At 55.0% G+C, this 14,681-nt stretch carries 14 protein-coding genes and 2 tRNA genes; 6 read left to right on the top strand and 10 right to left on the bottom strand.

The window, feature by feature from the left end; translation table 11 throughout:
• Positions 1 to 44 precede the first annotated feature (44 nt).
• The 5 genes from arcC to ygeW all read right to left on the bottom strand — a co-directional run bounded on the left by arcC (position 45) and on the right by ygeW (position 6,168).
• Positions 45 to 977, bottom strand: coding sequence for a carbamate kinase (arcC, locus tag EAE_RS17980; protein ID WP_015366905.1), 933 nt, complete (start codon positions 975 to 977; stop codon positions 45 to 47).
• 11 nt (positions 978 to 988) lie between these two features.
• Entirely contained in the window at positions 989 to 2,395 is a 1,407-nt protein-coding gene (hydA, locus tag EAE_RS17985; RefSeq protein ID WP_015705212.1) for a dihydropyrimidinase, read from the bottom strand.
• A 51-nt stretch (positions 2,396 to 2,446) separates the two neighbouring features.
• A complete protein-coding gene (locus EAE_RS17990; protein WP_015705213.1) occupies positions 2,447 to 3,658 on the bottom strand; it encodes a YgeY family selenium metabolism-linked hydrolase in 1,212 nt (403 codons plus the stop codon).
• A 63-nt stretch (positions 3,659 to 3,721) separates the two neighbouring features.
• Positions 3,722 to 4,921, bottom strand: coding sequence for a diaminopropionate ammonia-lyase (dpaL, locus tag EAE_RS17995; RefSeq protein WP_015705214.1), 1,200 nt, complete (start codon positions 4,919 to 4,921; stop codon positions 3,722 to 3,724).
• 59 nt (positions 4,922 to 4,980) lie between these two features.
• Positions 4,981 to 6,168, bottom strand: a complete 1,188-nt coding sequence (gene ygeW, locus EAE_RS18000) for a knotted carbamoyltransferase YgeW (RefSeq protein ID WP_015366901.1) — start codon at positions 6,166 to 6,168, stop codon at positions 4,981 to 4,983.
• Between the two features lie 485 nt (positions 6,169 to 6,653).
• Between ygeW and EAE_RS18005 the strand changes: the two genes are divergently transcribed.
• The 4 genes from EAE_RS18005 to EAE_RS18020 all read left to right on the top strand — a co-directional run bounded on the left by EAE_RS18005 (position 6,654) and on the right by EAE_RS18020 (position 11,931).
• The gene (locus EAE_RS18005; RefSeq protein ID WP_015366900.1) at positions 6,654 to 8,432 is read left to right on the top strand and encodes a sigma-54 interaction domain-containing protein; all 1,779 of its coding nucleotides are present in this window, start codon (positions 6,654 to 6,656) and stop codon (positions 8,430 to 8,432) included.
• Positions 8,433 to 8,712: 280 nt separating this feature from the next.
• Positions 8,713 to 10,362 carry an OFA family MFS transporter gene (locus EAE_RS18010; protein WP_015705216.1) on the top strand — a complete coding sequence of 550 codons (1,650 nt, stop codon included), beginning with the start codon at positions 8,713 to 8,715 and terminating at the stop codon, positions 10,360 to 10,362.
• 148 nt (positions 10,363 to 10,510) lie between these two features.
• A complete protein-coding gene (locus tag EAE_RS18015; protein ID WP_015366898.1) occupies positions 10,511 to 11,146 on the top strand; it encodes a carbonic anhydrase in 636 nt (211 codons plus the stop codon).
• A 110-nt stretch (positions 11,147 to 11,256) separates the two neighbouring features.
• Positions 11,257 to 11,931: a carboxymuconolactone decarboxylase family protein gene (locus EAE_RS18020; RefSeq protein WP_257849249.1), complete on the top strand. Its 675-nt coding sequence runs from the start codon at positions 11,257 to 11,259 to the stop codon at positions 11,929 to 11,931.
• A gap of 89 nt (positions 11,932 to 12,020) precedes the next feature.
• Here the strand turns inward: EAE_RS18020 and EAE_RS18025 are convergent, their stop codons facing one another.
• The 3 genes from EAE_RS18025 to EAE_RS18035 form a co-directional block, all read right to left on the bottom strand.
• Positions 12,021 to 12,230 carry a YdgH/BhsA/McbA-like domain containing protein gene (locus EAE_RS18025; protein WP_015366896.1) on the bottom strand — a complete coding sequence of 70 codons (210 nt, stop codon included), beginning with the start codon at positions 12,228 to 12,230 and terminating at the stop codon, positions 12,021 to 12,023.
• 114 nt (positions 12,231 to 12,344) lie between these two features.
• Positions 12,345 to 12,695, bottom strand: coding sequence for an antibiotic biosynthesis monooxygenase family protein (locus EAE_RS18030; RefSeq protein WP_015366895.1), 351 nt, complete (start codon positions 12,693 to 12,695; stop codon positions 12,345 to 12,347).
• Between the two features lie 21 nt (positions 12,696 to 12,716).
• Positions 12,717 to 13,403 carry a B3/B4 domain-containing protein gene (locus EAE_RS18035; RefSeq protein WP_015366894.1) on the bottom strand — a complete coding sequence of 229 codons (687 nt, stop codon included), beginning with the start codon at positions 13,401 to 13,403 and terminating at the stop codon, positions 12,717 to 12,719.
• Positions 13,404 to 13,446: 43 nt separating this feature from the next.
• On the opposite strand from EAE_RS18035, the gene EAE_RS18040 reads away from it, so the two are divergent.
• Together EAE_RS18040 and EAE_RS18045 are read left to right on the top strand one after the other, a co-directional pair.
• Positions 13,447 to 14,049 (top strand): cupin domain-containing protein, encoded by a 603-nt coding sequence (locus EAE_RS18040; RefSeq protein ID WP_015705217.1) that lies wholly within the window; start codon positions 13,447 to 13,449, stop codon positions 14,047 to 14,049.
• Between the two features lie 101 nt (positions 14,050 to 14,150).
• Complete coding sequence (locus EAE_RS18045) at positions 14,151 to 14,468, top strand: putative quinol monooxygenase (protein WP_015705218.1); 318 nt, start codon at positions 14,151 to 14,153, stop codon at positions 14,466 to 14,468.
• 53 nt (positions 14,469 to 14,521) lie between these two features.
• Here EAE_RS18045 and EAE_RS18050 read toward each other — a convergent pair.
• Together EAE_RS18050 and EAE_RS18055 are read right to left on the bottom strand one after the other, a co-directional pair.
• Positions 14,522 to 14,598: transfer RNA gene (locus EAE_RS18050), tRNA-Val, on the bottom strand.
• Between the two features lie 3 nt (positions 14,599 to 14,601).
• Positions 14,602 to 14,678 (bottom strand) — tRNA-Val (locus EAE_RS18055).
• Between the last annotated feature and the right edge of the window lie 3 nt (positions 14,679 to 14,681).

The following is a 14,681-nucleotide window of genomic DNA, read 5'->3' on the forward strand; positions in this document are numbered from 1 at the left end:
CCCCGGTGGCGCTACCGCTTACCGGGGCTACATTCGGTGCCTTTTTACCCTTCAATGACCGTACCGGTTTTTCCTTCAATCCCTTCTTTGGCTTTATTTAATACGGTGATCAGCGCTTTGCGCCCCGGACGTGAACGGGCGAATGAGGCGGCGGCCTCAACCTTCGGCAGCATCGAACCCTTAGCGAAGTGCCCCTCACGAATGAACTGTTCGGCATCGCTGAGCGACAGCTTATCCAGCCACTGCTCGTTGGGTTTGCCAAAGTTGATCGCCACTTTCTCGACCGCGGTCAGGATGATCAGCATGTCGGCGTCGATCATCGCCGCCAGTTTAGCGCTGGCCCAGTCTTTATCAATTACCGCGCTGGCGCCGCGCAGATGATTGCCTTCGCGGATTACCGGGATCCCGCCGCCGCCCGCGGTGATCACTACGTGGCAGGCGTCCATGAGAGCTTTGACCGTCTCTTTCTCAATAATATCGACCGGCTGCGGCGAGGCGACAACCCGGCGATAGCCGCGTCCAGCATCTTCTTTCATGGCGTACCCCTGACGCGTCAGCTGTTCTGCTTCCTGCTCAGTGAAAAAAGAGCCGATAGGTTTGGTCGGATTTTTGAACGCCGGGTCGTTGGCGTCGACTTCCACCTGGGTGATGATTGTTGCCACCGGGATATGCATCGATCGCGACAGCAACTCCTCGCGCAGGGCGTTTTGCAGGTCATAGCCGATATAACCCTGGCTTAGCGCCACACAGACCGACATGGGCAGCATCGGGGTATGGGCCTCGGTTTTGGCTGCGGCTTCGAAGGCCAGATTAATCATCCCAACCTGCGGGCCGTTGCCGTGGGTTACGACCACCTGGTGGCCTTGGGCTATCAGATCGACAATAGCCTGCGCGGTTTGTTTAACGGCCTGCATTTGTCCGGCCAGATCCTCGCCAAGCGCGTTACCGCCGAGAGCGAGCACAATTTTCTTACTCATGAATGCCTCACTTAAGATGTGATTCCGCTAACCGGAAGGTGAGCGGTAGAAAAGGGATCGCGGCGTAAAAAGCGGCCCTGGCCAGCGCTACCGGTAAAAGTGCCGTTATCGAAAATGACCCGGCCATGCGATAAGGTCTGACGAATCGCGCCCTGGCAAATAAAGCCCTCCCAGGGCGAATAGTCGGCGTTGTCATGCAACATCTCATGGCGGATCGTAGTGGTGCGTTGCGGATCGATAATGACGACATCGCCGTCTGCGCCGGGTGCCAATCGTCCTTTTTTCGGCCACAGGCCAAATAGCTTCGCGGGAGTGGCGCTGGTTAGCGCGACGAAACGCTGCGCTGAGATCCTCCCGGTCATGACGCCGTGGGAAAACATGAGCAACAGGCGGTTTTCCACCCCCGGTAGGCCATTCGGACAGCGGCTGAAATCGCCGCCGGAGAGCTGCTGGCGTTGTGCCATCGAGAAAGCGCAGTGATCGGTCGCCACCACGTCGATCGAACCATCGGCGATACCGCACCACAGCGCATCATTGTTGCTGGCGTTGCGCAGCGGTGGGCTTAACAAATAACCCAGCGCGTCTTCGCGTTCATAGCAGCGGTCGTCAAGCAACAGATATTGCGGACAGGTTTCAATCCACACCGGCTGGTGCCGCCGCTGCGCGAGACGCAGATAATCCAGCCCCAGGCCGTTGGAGAGATGAACGATATACAGCGGCGCGTTGTCGGCGAGCTGGGCGAGATTGATCATTCGCGCGATAGCCTCCGCTTCACACTCCAGCGGGCGACTAAGGGCGTGGTAGCGCGGCGCGGTTTTGCCGGCCGCCAGAAATTCGGCCCGTTTACGGGCGATAGCGGCGTCGTTTTCCGGATGAACGGTGGTTAGCGCGCCAGCGCGATGGAGATGGCGCATCGCCTGAAGCACTTCATCATCGTTCAACTTATACTGGTAGGTGAGGTAGAGCTTGAAGCTGCTAATCCCGGCTTCAACCATCATCGGGATTTCATCGAGGATGGCATGGTTGATATGCTGGATCACGCCGTGAAAACTGTAGTCGATCACCGCTTTGTAGGCGGCATAGCCGTGATAGGCCTCTAGCTGGTGACGAAGGCGGCAGCCGGCGGGGCCGAAGCCCATATGGTCGACGATAGTGGTGGTACCGCCGCAGGCGGCTGCGCGGGTGCCGGTAAAGAAATCATCGCAGCTGCGGGCGTGCCCAGTATCGATATTAAAATGAGTATGAACATCAATGCCGCCGGGCATGACATAGCAACCTGCGGCATCGATAGTCTGGCAAGGTTCGGTTGGGGTTATCCGTTCGGCGAGCTGGCTGACCAGGCCGTTTTCAATCAGCAGATCCTGTTTTGCCTGGCCGTCGGCGTTGACCACGATGCCGTTTTTAATCAGTACGCGCATAAAAACTCCAGACTCCCGCCGACGCGCGGCGGGAGGAATAACCGTACAAACTTACTCTGTGGCCAGCCAGCTCAGCGGGATTGCGGCGTACATCGCGGCACAGGTCACCAGATGCTGTTTCCAGGTTTTTTCATTTGGCGCATGGGCTTCCGGCTCTTTACCTGGCCCGAAACCGATAACCGGGATGCCGTGACGGCCCATGATGGAAACGCCGTTGGTGGAGAAGGTCCATTTATCGACCACCGGCGCTTTACCGAACAGCCCTTCATAAGCGTTGCTGAGCGCGCGTACGGTGAAATGATCCTCTTCTACTTTCCAGGTCGGGAAGTAGCATTCCGTTGGATAAACCAGCCCGGTCCATGACGGGCGTTCATAGTTGTACATTGAGACCACGGCGCCGGCCTTCTGTACGGCAGGCAGGGCGCGGATCTCATCCAGCGCGCCTTCCCAGGTTTCGCCCCAGGTCAGACGGCGGTCGATAGAGACCGCGCAGCTGTCGGCAACCGCGCAGCGGCTTGGCGAGGTGAAGAAAATTTCTGAAACGGTGAGGGTGCCTTTACCCAGGAACTCATCGTTGCCCAGGTTATGGGAGAGCTCCTGCAGTTCGTTAAGAATTGGACCCATTTTGAAGATGGCATTATCGCCGCGCTCCGGCGCCGAGCCGTGGCAGCTTACCCCCTGAACATCGACGCGAATCTCCATACGCCCGCGCTGGCCGCGATAGATTTGGCAATCCGTCGGCTCGGTACTGACCACGAATTCCGGGCGAATGCCGGACTGTTCGATGATGTACTGCCAGCACAGACCGTCACAATCTTCCTCCTGGACGGTACCGGTCACCAGCAGGGTATATTCATCTTCCAGACCTAGGTCCTTGATGATTTTCCCAGCGTAGACCATCGACGCCATCCCGCCTTCCTGGTCGGACGCGCCGCGCCCGCCGATCAGCTCATCGGTTTCCATCCCCTGATAGGGGTCGAAGGTCCAGTTCTTGATGTTACCGATGCCAACGGTATCAATATGCGCGTCCATGGCGACCAGTCGCGGGCCGTGGCCGATATAGCCCAGCACGTTGCCCATCGGGTCAATCTCGACTTTATCGAAGCCGACTTTTTCCATCTCTTCTTTAATACGATGCACGACGCGTTTTTCGTCACAGCTTTCGCTGGGGATAGCGATCATATCGCGCAGGAAGCGGGTCATATCCTGCTGGTAGTGGTTTGCTTTTTCGACAATCAGTTTGAAAGGAATGTGCTTAGCCATGAATTAACTCTCCGGTCCTGGTTTCCCGCTTCGCGGGATGAATATGTTGAATAAGTTGAACGTTTATTGTGCTGCCGGCAGCTTGCCTTCCCAGACGACCTCGCGGTAATGCTGCACGTCGGTGTCGCCTTCGGTGCTGATGACCAGCACCACGGAGTGGCTATCGAGCCCCAGTTTGTTCATCAGCGCCTGGCGCTGCGGATGGAAGTGGACGGCGGCCAGCGTCCCGAGCCCGACGGCGCCGGATTCACCGGAGATAACCCGGTGGTCATTGCCGACAGGATTACCGAGTACGCGCATACCGAGGGCGGCAACGGCATCCTGGCAGGAGATAAATTGGGTGGCGCAGTTGCGCAGGATTTCCCAGCCCAGTGGGTTAGGTTCGCCGCAGGCCAGTCCTGCCATGATGGTGGCCATGTCGCCGCCGACGTTGACGATGTCGCCTTTTAACCCGGAGCGATAGATGCAGTCCGCCAGTTCAGGCTCCACGATCACCGAGTGCAAATCGCGGGCGCCGAAAACGTCGACCAGATAACCGAGCACGCCGCCTGCCATCGCGCCGACACCGGCCTGCAGGAAGACGTGGGTAGGGCGAGCAATGCCCATCGCCGCCATTTGTTCTACCGCTTCATCGGCGAGGGTGGCGTAACCTTGCATAATCCAGGTTGGAATTTTTGTGTAGCCTTCCCATGCGGTGTCCTGTACCACTTCCCAGCCGTTTTTCTGTGCGGTTTGCATGGTAAAGCGCACGGTATCGTCGTAGTTCATATCGGTAACGATACATTCCGCGCCGAGGCGTAAAATGGCGTCCACGCGTTCCTGCGCTGAACCTTTCGGCATGTACACCACCGCGTTTTGCCCAAGCTGCTGGGCGGCCCAGGCGACGCCGCGCCCGTGGTTGCCGTCGGTGGTAGTGGCGAAAGTCATCTTCTCTTTGATGGTGGATTTCAGGGTCTCAAACGAGAAGGCGTTAATATCGAGATGGTATTTTTCACACAACAGTTGGGCGATGGCGTAGGCGCCGCCGAGCATTTTGAAGGCGTTGAGGCCAAAGCGCTGGGATTCATCTTTTACCAGGATGTTCTTTACGCCGAACAGCGTCGCCAGTTCCTTCAGGGCATACAGCGGCGTCGGTTGGTAACCGGCGATTTTTTGATGAAAATGGCGCGCCTGTTGTGCCTGCTGACGAGAGAACAGCGGCGAGGTTTCACCGGTAAAGAAACGGTTGTCGGCAATATCCATTTTCAGCGAAAAAGCAGACATATTTTGTCCTTATCCTTCTTTGGAGTCGGGGAAGCCGGCCCGCAGACCGGCTCGCGAGGTTATTTGATGCGTTTTTGCGCGTCCTGCAGCAGTTGCTCCAGCAACTGACCGGGTTTGGCATATTTGCGACAGAGGATCATGGCGGCGATGATGTACGGCTTCCAGCTGGCCTCTTTATAGGTGGCGATACGGTATTTTTCGAACACCGCTTCGGTGACTTCGCCTTCCTCGCAGGAGACGCCGGTAATATCCGCCGGCAGGCAGTGCATATACAGCGCGTCACCGTCTTTGGTGTGCTTCATCATCTCTTCGGTACAGTGCCAGTCTTTGTGATTGGCGTTCTGGGCGAGACAGGCTTTTTCCAGCGCTTTCAGCCCGTCATGGTCGTTGGCGCGCAGTAGCTCGGTGCGTTGTTCCATCACTTTGTATGGCGCCCAGGATTTCGGGTAGACAATATCGGCGTCTTTAAAGGCTTCCGCCATATCGGTGACCTGACGGAAGCTGCCGCCGGAAGCCGCGGCGTTTTTCTTCGCCACTTCGATAACGTCCGGGATCAGATCGTAGCCCTCTGGATGGGCGAGGGTGACATCCATACCGAAGCGGGTCATCAGGCCGATGATTCCCTGCGGGACGGAAAGCGGTTTGCCGTAGCTTGGCGAGTAGGCCCAGGTCATGGCAATTTTTTTACCTTTCAGATTTTCCAGCGAGCCGAAGTGTTCACGCAGCCAGGCCAGATCGGCCATCGCCTGCGTCGGATGGTCGATGTCGCACTGCAGGTTTATTAATGCCGGGCGCTGCGGCAGTACGCCCTGTTTGTGGCCGTCATCCAGCGCTTCGCCGACTTCACGCATATAGGCGTTGCCGGCGCCGAGATACATATCGTCGCGAATACCGATAGCGTCTGCGCAGAAGGAGATCATATTGGCGGTTTCGCGCACCGTTTCACCGTGGGCTATCTGCGACTTACCTTCGTCGAGGTCCTGCTGCGCCAGGCCGAGCAGGTTTAACGCCGAGGCATAAGAGAAGCGGGTGCGGGTGGAGTTATCGCGAAAGACCGAAATACCCAGTCCGCTGTTAAAAACTTTGGTCGCGATGTTTTCCGCCCGTAACGTTTTCAGCGCTGCGGCGACATCCAGCACCTGCTTCAGCTCGTCCGGCGATTGCTCCCACGTCAGCAGGAAATCTTTTTCATGCAGGTTAGAGTTGAGCTTATTGATATCCTTGATCAGTTCGTTAACAGTTTTCATATTTCGATCCTGGTAGTGAATGACGGCTTATTGATTGCTGTGCAGTCGAAATGACATTGATGTAAGTGGCGACGGCCAGCGCTGTATTACCACTAACAATAAGCGTGCCAGTTATAATTCAGTCGCGGTGGGTGAGTGGAAAAGTCGGGGATTATGCGAGGCGGGTCACGAAAAATGGCTTGTAACGCTCAACTGATGGAAATGAAATTCATTTGCCAGTTGTCACGGTAAATTTACTTTGAGCCGTCAGACAAGCGTGGATATCGTTCTGCGACGGTGATTTCAACACCAAAATGATAATTTTGCCCTGCGGATTATCATATTGAGAGGAAAATGTGATACCTCTTCCATATTTTCTTTAAGCTGTAAAAAAGCGCAGGGTTGGCACCTTTTTTCAACCTGGGCGGCGGTAGTATGATAAACGCAGAATAAAAAGAGTCGATCTTCAGCATTTTCTTTCGGCTACTGATATTAAAAGGTCAATTATGATTCCCTCCAATTCGCTATCCGTTTTAATGCAGATTCAGCCAACGATTCAACGTTTTGCCCGCATGCTCTCCAGCGTGTTACAACTCGAAGTCGAGATTGTCGACAATACGCTGTGCCGGGTCGCCGGTACCGGCGCCTACGGTAAATTTCTGGGGCGAAAATTAAATACAGATTCGCGACTTTTACGTTACATAATAGAAACAAAAAAAGAAAAGGTCGTGACTCATTCGCGTTTTGATCCCTTGTGTAAAGACTGTACCAATAAAGAGAACTGTAAAGAGAAGGCATTTCTGGGTACCCCGGTGATTTATCAGGAACAGTGTGTCGGGGTTATTAGCCTGGTCGCCTTAACTCGCGAGCAGCAGGAGCGCATTAATGACAACCTCCACGAGTTTTCAGATTATGTACGCCACGTTTCTTCAATATTTGTCTCCCGCCTGTTAGAGGACCAGGGCGGGGGAGATAATATGCTTAAAATGTTTTCCACCATGATTGAAAACATGGATCAGGGCGTGCTGGTGGTTAGCCAGGATCAAAAAGTGAAATTTGCCAATCAGGCGGCGATGAAAATCCTTGGCGCGAATCATGGCAGTATGATTGGCAAAACTATTCATTTTCGTCCGCTGACTTTTGCGCAAAACTTTATTCGCGGTCACGTACAGCACGTCATTTCTTTTGATGATAAGAAAGAGCTTATTATCGGTCAGCTGCACGCTATTCAGGATCAATGGCTGTTCTTAATGGCCTTCCATCAGTCGCATTCGTCGGCCGATCTGGCGCCGCCGCAGGATGGCCCGCAGATTGAACAGATGGTTGGCGAATGTCGGCCAATGCGTCAGCTGAAAAAACTGATTACCCGCGTGGCGCCAAGCCCGTCGAGCGTGATGATTGTCGGCGAAAGTGGAACCGGCAAAGAGGTGGTCGCTCGCGCGGTGCATAAGCTTAGCGACCGTCAGGCGAAGCCTTTCATCGCGATCAACTGCGCGGCCATTCCCGAACAGCTACTGGAGAGCGAACTCTTTGGTTACGTCAAAGGCGCATTTACCGGGGCCTCGGCCAACGGCAAGACCGGTCTGATTCAGGCGGCTAATCACGGCACGCTGTTTCTTGATGAAATCGGCGATATGCCATTAACCCTACAGGCCAAGCTGCTGCGGGCGATTGAATCGCGCGAAATTCAGCCGGTGGGCGCCAGCCATCCGGTGCCGGTCGATATCCGCATCATTTCGGCCACTAACCAGAACCTTGAGCAGTTCATTGCCGAAGGGAAATTCCGCGAAGATCTGTTCTATCGGCTTAATGTCATCCCACTGCGCCTGCCGCCTTTGCGCGAGCGTCAGGATGATATCGAACTGCTGATTCACTATTTCCTGCATCTGCACACCCGTCGGCTGGAGCTGGTCTATCCCGGCGTGTCCCCAGAAGTCATCGCCTTACTGAAGAACTACCGCTGGCCGGGCAATATTCGCGAGCTGAGTAACTTGATGGAGTATCTGGTTAACGTGGTTCCCTCCGGCGAGGTGATTGATCTGTCGCTGCTGCCGCCAAATCTTATCAGCAGCGGCAAAGTCAACGAGCGCGAAAGCAGCCGGGCGGCGCCAGCCAGCGTTGCGAAAGAAGAAGAGGGGGGTACGGCGCTGGAGGAGATGGAAAAACAGATGATCCGCGATGCGCTGACGCGCTATAGCAATAAAAAGCAGGCCGCCGATGAGCTCGGGATCGGCATTGCGACGCTATATCGCAAAATTAAAAAGTATGAACTGGTCGGGGTCTGATAAGCCGTATCACTCTGAGAGCAACGTTTATCAAAATCGCCGATCGTTATTGATCTGGCAACGAAAATACCCCGATGTCCGGAAAAGAGAAAATCACTACCGATGATTTTCTCTTTTTTTACAGCTTTCAACTCCCTCTCCTCATGGCTTATGGGTTGTGCTTGCTCGCTTCAGTCGCCATTTTCTGTTCGTTTTTTCAGCAGATGGCATTGTTCTTGCCTTTACCGTTTGCCGTCGGCTACTGCGATAGTCGGCAAACAAACATGATAAGGACAGGAATATGGTGCAGATAAATGAGAATCTCGCGACTCCGCCCGTTTCATCGTTGAGTCGTTTTTTTGCTAAGCCCCGCATTATTGCTAAACCTGGATTTAACCGCTGGTTGGTCCCTCCCGCGGCGCTGGCGGTGCATTTGTGCATTGGCATGGCCTACGGCTTTTCCGTCTACTGGCTGCCAATGTCGCAGCTTATCGGCGGCAGCGCGCCGCTGCAGTGTCCGGTCGATATGTCATTCTGGCAGCAACTGGTGACCCGCCAGTGCGACTGGAAAATTTCCCTGCTCGGCTGGACCTATACGCTGTTCTTCGTTTTTCTCGGCTGCTCCGCGGCGCTTTGGGGGAGCTGGCTGGAGAAGGTTGGCCCGCGTCTGGTGAGTTTTGTCGCCACCCTCTGCTGGTGTGGCGGCCTGGTGCTGGCGAGCGCGGCAATCTATTTTCATCAGCTGTGGCTACTGTGGTTGGGCGCCGGTGTGATTGGCGGCATTGGCCTGGGGCTTGGCTATATCTCGCCGGTCTCAACGCTGTTGCGCTGGTTCCCCGATAAGCGAGGGATGGCCGCGGGAATGGCGATCATGGGCTTCGGCGGCGGGGCGCTGGTGGGAGCGCCGCTGGCTAATTGGCTGATTAATTTTTTCGCCGATGGTCAGGGAAGTGGGGTATGGCAGAGCATTCTGGCGCTGGCGGTTATATATGCGCTGTTTATGCTCTGCGGTACTTTTGGTTACCGTCTGCCGCCTATGGGCTGGCATCCGGTCGGCGCGAAGGCGCAGCAAGCCATCAGCAAACAGCCAACCGTTCAGGTTCACGTCAGCGTCGCGTGGCGCACGCCGCAATTCTGGCTGCTGTGGCTGGTGCTGTGGCTCAACGTTACCGCCGGGATTGGCATTCTCGGCATGGCCTCGCCGATGCTGCAGGAGATTTTTGCCGGTAAGCTACTATCCCTGGATCTGGGCTGGCAGGAACTTAATACAGAACAGCTGAAGCGCATCGCGACGATGGCGGCGGGATTTACCGGGCTGCTCAGCCTGTTTAATATTCTGGGGCGCTTTTTCTGGGCTTCTGTTTCCGATATGTGCGGCAGGAAAGCCACCTTCGCGCTGATCTTCTTTCTGGGAACCCTACTTTACGGCACGTTGCCGTTGATTAACCACGGCGGCTACGTGGCGTTTTTTGTTTGTGCGCTCTGTGTGATTATTTCTATGTACGGCGGCGGTTTCGCGACCATCCCGGCGTATCTTGCCGACGTATTTGGCTCACAAATGGTTGGCGCGATTCATGGCCGTCTGCTGACTGCCTGGTCGGCGGCCGGGATCAGCGGCCCGGTGCTGGTCAACTATTTGCGCGAGTACCAGCTGGCGCAGGGGGTGGAACCCGCGAGAATTTATGACATCACGCTGCTGGCGTTGACCGGGTTGCTTATCATCGGCTTTATTTGTAATCAGCTGGTTCGGCCGATTCCGCAGAAATATGCCATGACCGCGGAGCAACAGCAGCAGGCGAGGGGTCTGTATACTATCAATAAAGATGCGCAGCTGAGCTGGGAACCGACGCCCGCGCCGCTGCTGCTGACGCTAAGCTGGCTGGCCGTCGGTATACCCTTGCTGTGGGGAATGGGCACCACCTTGCAACAAGCGGTGAAGTTCTTTATGTAGACCCACAGAGGCAAGCACCCAAAGGACAGGTTGGGTGCTTATTGCACAGCTATTATCAATAACGATTCCCATTCTGCGCTTCGGTGATACACTAGCTAAATGTGATCTTTGTCATATCGTAATTACTACAGAGAAAAGAGACACTGCTATGCAACATATCATTGAGGGCTTCCTCAACTTCCAGAAAGAGATTTTCCCGCAACGCAAAGAGCTCTTCCGCAGCCTGGCGTCGAGCCAGAATCCAAAAGCGTTGTTCATCTCTTGTTCTGATAGCCGCCTGGTCCCGGAGCTGGTTACCCAGCAGGAGCCAGGGCAGCTGTTCGTTATTCGTAATGCCGGTAATATTGTGCCCTCTTTCGGGCCGGAGCCGGGCGGCGTGTCAGCCACCATTGAATATGCGGTTGTCGCCCTCGGTGTGACGGATATTGTCATCTGCGGCCACTCCAACTGCGGCGCGATGAAAGCCATCGCCACCTGCCAGTGTCTGGAACCAATGCCTGCCGTTTCCCACTGGTTGCGTTATTCGGACGCGGCGAAAGCGGTGGTTGAGAAGAAAACCTGGGCCAGCGAGACCGATAAAGTGAACGGTATGGTGCAGGAAAACGTCATTGCCCAGTTGAACAACATTAAAACGCATCCATCGGTCGCGGTTGGCCTGCGTGACAAAACCCTGCGTCTGCACGGCTGGTTCTATGATATCGAAAGCGGCGATATTCGCGCGCTGGATAAAGACACCAAAACCTTCGTTTCACTGTCGGAAAATCCGGAAGTCTACTTCGAATAATATTCCCCAGGGCAAGGAAGCCCTGTGCATCGTAATAGATAATTCATGAGCCCATCTCATAGGTCTGTTCGTTTTTGCCTGGCTAATCAACCCCCTGCCAAGTTTCTATAATCTTTTTCTCCTGTCGATACTTTCCGTTTGGAGAACAAACGATGCAAAACCCATTGAACGCGCGCCAACAGGCGCTGATCCCGGTTGCCGCCCTGGCCGCCGAAGGCAATATCGCGGCGCTGGCCCATGCGCTGGATACCGCGCTGGACACCGGCCTGACGATAAATGAGTTAAAAGAGACGCTGGTGCAGCTGTACGCCTACTGCGGCTTTCCGCGTAGCCTGAATGCGCTCTCCTGCCTGATGAAGGTGATAACCGAGCGTCAGGCGCGAGGCGTTATTGATAACGAGGGGGCGACAGCGACCCCGTTACCGGAGAATTGGGATAGCCTGCAGGCCGGTAGCCGTAATCAGACACAACTGGTCGGGCAAACGGTCAGCGGACCGCTATTTGAATTTGCGCCAGCTATCGACTGCTATCTGAAGGCGCATCTGTTTGGCGATATTTTCCAGCGTGACGTCCTGGATTGGCCGACGCGCGAGCTGGCGACGATTTCAATGCTGGCCGCATTATCGGGCGTGGAAAGCCAGCTGAAGAGCCATTACGCGATTAGCCTGCACAACGGCCTGACGGCGCAGCAACTGCGTGGATTTATTGACGTGCTAGCGACAAAAGTCAGCGCCGAAATAGCGGCAAAGGCCTCGGCGGTGCTGGAGCAAGTGGCAGGTAGTTGAAGCATCGGTGGAGAGGACAACGACACTGTCTTCGCTGAAAAGCAGCGCGGCGCGCCAGAGATAAAGCCTGGCGCGTCACACTCGCACTATTATTTGCTCAGTTCGGCAGTCATATAGACGCGGTTATTGAACTGGGCGCTGGTAATTTTATAAGACGCGCCTTGCTCCGCAGCCTGGGCGGCAATTTTCGCTTCCGCACGGTCGAGGGTTGAAGCGGTTGCCGTCACGCTCTGGGCGAAAGCACCGAATGACATCAGGGACAGCACGGTAACTGCAGCAAAAGTTTTGATGGATTTCATGGTCATATTCCTTAAAGATTTTGTTTGGCGAGGAGCGCTGTTGCTCCGATGTGATAAGAATAGAACCAATGATGATTGTTTAAAATCGAAACAATTTGCCTATCTTGTTCAAAATCACTGATGTTTTGATTGGTAGCGTAGTGGATACTCCGCAAGTGGATGGGGCAGGTTCATATTGTGGCTGCCCTCAATCTCGGCAACGATGGTTTGATACCCGGCGATCCAGCGTTGCCCCTGAGCTTTGGCCTGCTGGTGTTGCAGATGGTTCATCATCATTTCCATAGACTGTCGGTCGCGCCAGTAGTAGTTGTTGATGATTCGGCCGCTGGCGGCATCATGATAGCTCTCCATACCGATAAATCCCTCCAGCGACTGGGTATAGCGCTCGATCTCGCCGTCCAGTTGATAAAAGTCATCGTCGTACTCTTTCTTCTCAAAGATAAAACTGGTTAAAAATAGTGACATTACCTGCTCCTGTGTCTGACTTTATAGGCTGATTAGCGTGGACTGGTGGCTCAAGCCGGGCATCATCTGCTCCAGCCCCCCGGTAAGCATGCGGCCGGCCTCATGCAGCGCTTCGAGCGGCATCTCTGGCAGGCTTTCCAGAATAAACCACATCTGTCGATCGCGAGCGCTCAGGCGGGTACGAACTCCCTGTCGCCAGTTCCAGCGGCGGCAGGTCACACCGCGATCGTCACGCCAAATGACTTCTCCCGGTTCCGGTGATTCAACGGCGGCTAAGCCTTCCTTCATCGTATCAAAGGGCTCAGAGCCGTCGGCGATGACCAGACGCGGCGCGCCGCAATAGGCGGCGATGTTCTCGCCGCCGACGGGAATGGCATACCGCAGACTGACGGCATTGTAGAGGTCAACGACCGGGTCAATTGCCGGCATGGCGCCATCGCGAAGTACGCGTTTACGCAACGCCTCTGCGGAACAGGGCGTACGTTTCGGTTTAGCGCCAAACGCTTTGAATACCGTAGACCATGCCGCGAGATGGTCCTCCGCCCATGCGGGCTCTCCGGCTAATACTGCCTGACAGGCTGACGCCAGCGCGGCTTCACCGATAGAAGCATCACTTAGCGGCGCAGCGTTGACGGTAATACTCAGCGCCCGAAACCCAGGAGCGATCCCGGCTAACTGTGGGCTAATTGACGGTAATGGGTGAGACATTGCATAATCCTGTAATGACTGATTTAGAGCATAATATCGACCGATGAATGATAAAGTCAATATAACGACCGATAACAGCAACGATCTAAGCCGCATTAATGAGGCGGTATCGCGGCGTATTAAGCAGTTTCGACGCGAAAAGAAGATCTCTCTCGACGAGCTTTCCCGTCGCGCCGGCGTCAGTAAAGGGATGCTGGTGGATATCGAAGGGTGTAGGGCGAATCCCAGTATCGCGCTGTTGTGCAAAATCGCTGCGGCGATGGGGGTGTCGGTGGCGGAGTTTGTCAACGTTGCCAGTGAGCCGATGGTTCATCTTATCGACCGTGATGCGATTCCGGTATTATGGCGCGGCGAGCAGGGCGGCAGTGCCAGGCTGCTGGCCGGCACCAGCGGACCGGATATGCTTGAACTCTGGCAGTGGCGGATGTTGCCTGGCGAATCGTTCCGTTCGCCGGGGCATCCGGCCGATACCTGGGAACTGCTATACGTGACCGAGGGAGAACTCACCCTGACGGTGAATAATGACCCATATCAGGTGGCTGAAGGGTGTTCTGCGGTAGCACGTACCGATGTGCCACATGAATATTGTAATGTTAGCGAGTTACCCGTCGTCTTTACCATGACGGTGTATGAGAAAGGGCGCTGACGCGGACTCTGGCGTAATGCTGGCTTCACCACTACGCTGAATAATTCACGCCCTGGATAGATATAGCCTCCAGGGGAACGCGGTGAGCCAGAGGAAGCCTTATGAGTGAAGTCAAAATTGTTGCCACGCTGACCCCCCATCCTGAATATATCGACACCATCAGAAATGCGGCATTAGCCATGGTGCCGCCGACGCACAGAGAAGCAGGGTGCCTGCAATATGACCTGCACGAAAGCCGGGAGATCCCTGATGTCAGGCAGCTTTCCCGGCAAGGAAAGATCTCATTTGTGTTTATTGAGCGTTGGCGCTCGGAAGACGATCTAAAACAGCACGTTGCGATGCCGTATCATGACGATTTTCTGGCGATTCTGGAGGGGAAACTGGAGAGTATTCAGGTACAGCGACTGATGTCGTTATAGATAAAAGCAAGAGGAAAGAAGAGAAGTGCGCACCAAATCAATAATGATTGAAATGGTGCGTCCGAGTGGACTCGAACCACCGACCCCCACCATGTCAAGGTGGTGCTCTAACCAACTGAGCTACGGACGCATATGGTGCGTTTAATTGGACTCGAACCAACGACCCCCACCATGTCAAGGTGGTGCTCTAACCAACTGAGCTATAAACGCGAA

It is taken from the genome of Klebsiella aerogenes KCTC 2190 (genome assembly GCF_000215745.1).
GTDB lineage: Bacteria > Pseudomonadota > Gammaproteobacteria > Enterobacterales > Enterobacteriaceae > Klebsiella > Klebsiella aerogenes.

Bases quoted from the DNA above. Each gene is read 5' to 3' on its own strand.
- hydA (WP_015705212.1), bottom strand. From the start codon at position 2,395: ATGCGCGTACTGATTAAAAACGGCATCGTGGTCAACGCCGACGGCCAG.
- EAE_RS18015 (WP_015366898.1), top strand. From the start codon at position 10,511: ATGCAACATATCATTGAGGGCTTCCTCAACTTCCAGAAAGAGATTTTC.
- arcC (WP_015366905.1), bottom strand. From the start codon at position 977: ATGAGTAAGAAAATTGTGCTCGCTCTCGGCGGTAACGCGCTTGGCGAG.
- EAE_RS18010 (WP_015705216.1), top strand. From the start codon at position 8,713: ATGGTGCAGATAAATGAGAATCTCGCGACTCCGCCCGTTTCATCGTTG.
- ygeW (WP_015366901.1), bottom strand. From the start codon at position 6,168: ATGAAAACTGTTAACGAACTGATCAAGGATATCAATAAGCTCAACTCT.
- EAE_RS18040 (WP_015705217.1), top strand. From the start codon at position 13,447: ATGAATGATAAAGTCAATATAACGACCGATAACAGCAACGATCTAAGC.
- EAE_RS18030 (WP_015366895.1), bottom strand. From the start codon at position 12,695: ATGTCACTATTTTTAACCAGTTTTATCTTTGAGAAGAAAGAGTACGAC.
- EAE_RS18035 (WP_015366894.1), bottom strand. From the start codon at position 13,403: ATGTCTCACCCATTACCGTCAATTAGCCCACAGTTAGCCGGGATCGCT.
- EAE_RS18025 (WP_015366896.1), bottom strand. From the start codon at position 12,230: ATGAAATCCATCAAAACTTTTGCTGCAGTTACCGTGCTGTCCCTGATG.
- dpaL (WP_015705214.1), bottom strand. From the start codon at position 4,921: ATGTCTGCTTTTTCGCTGAAAATGGATATTGCCGACAACCGTTTCTTT.
- EAE_RS17990 (WP_015705213.1), bottom strand. From the start codon at position 3,658: ATGGCTAAGCACATTCCTTTCAAACTGATTGTCGAAAAAGCAAACCAC.
- EAE_RS18045 (WP_015705218.1), top strand. From the start codon at position 14,151: ATGAGTGAAGTCAAAATTGTTGCCACGCTGACCCCCCATCCTGAATAT.
- EAE_RS18005 (WP_015366900.1), top strand. From the start codon at position 6,654: ATGATTCCCTCCAATTCGCTATCCGTTTTAATGCAGATTCAGCCAACG.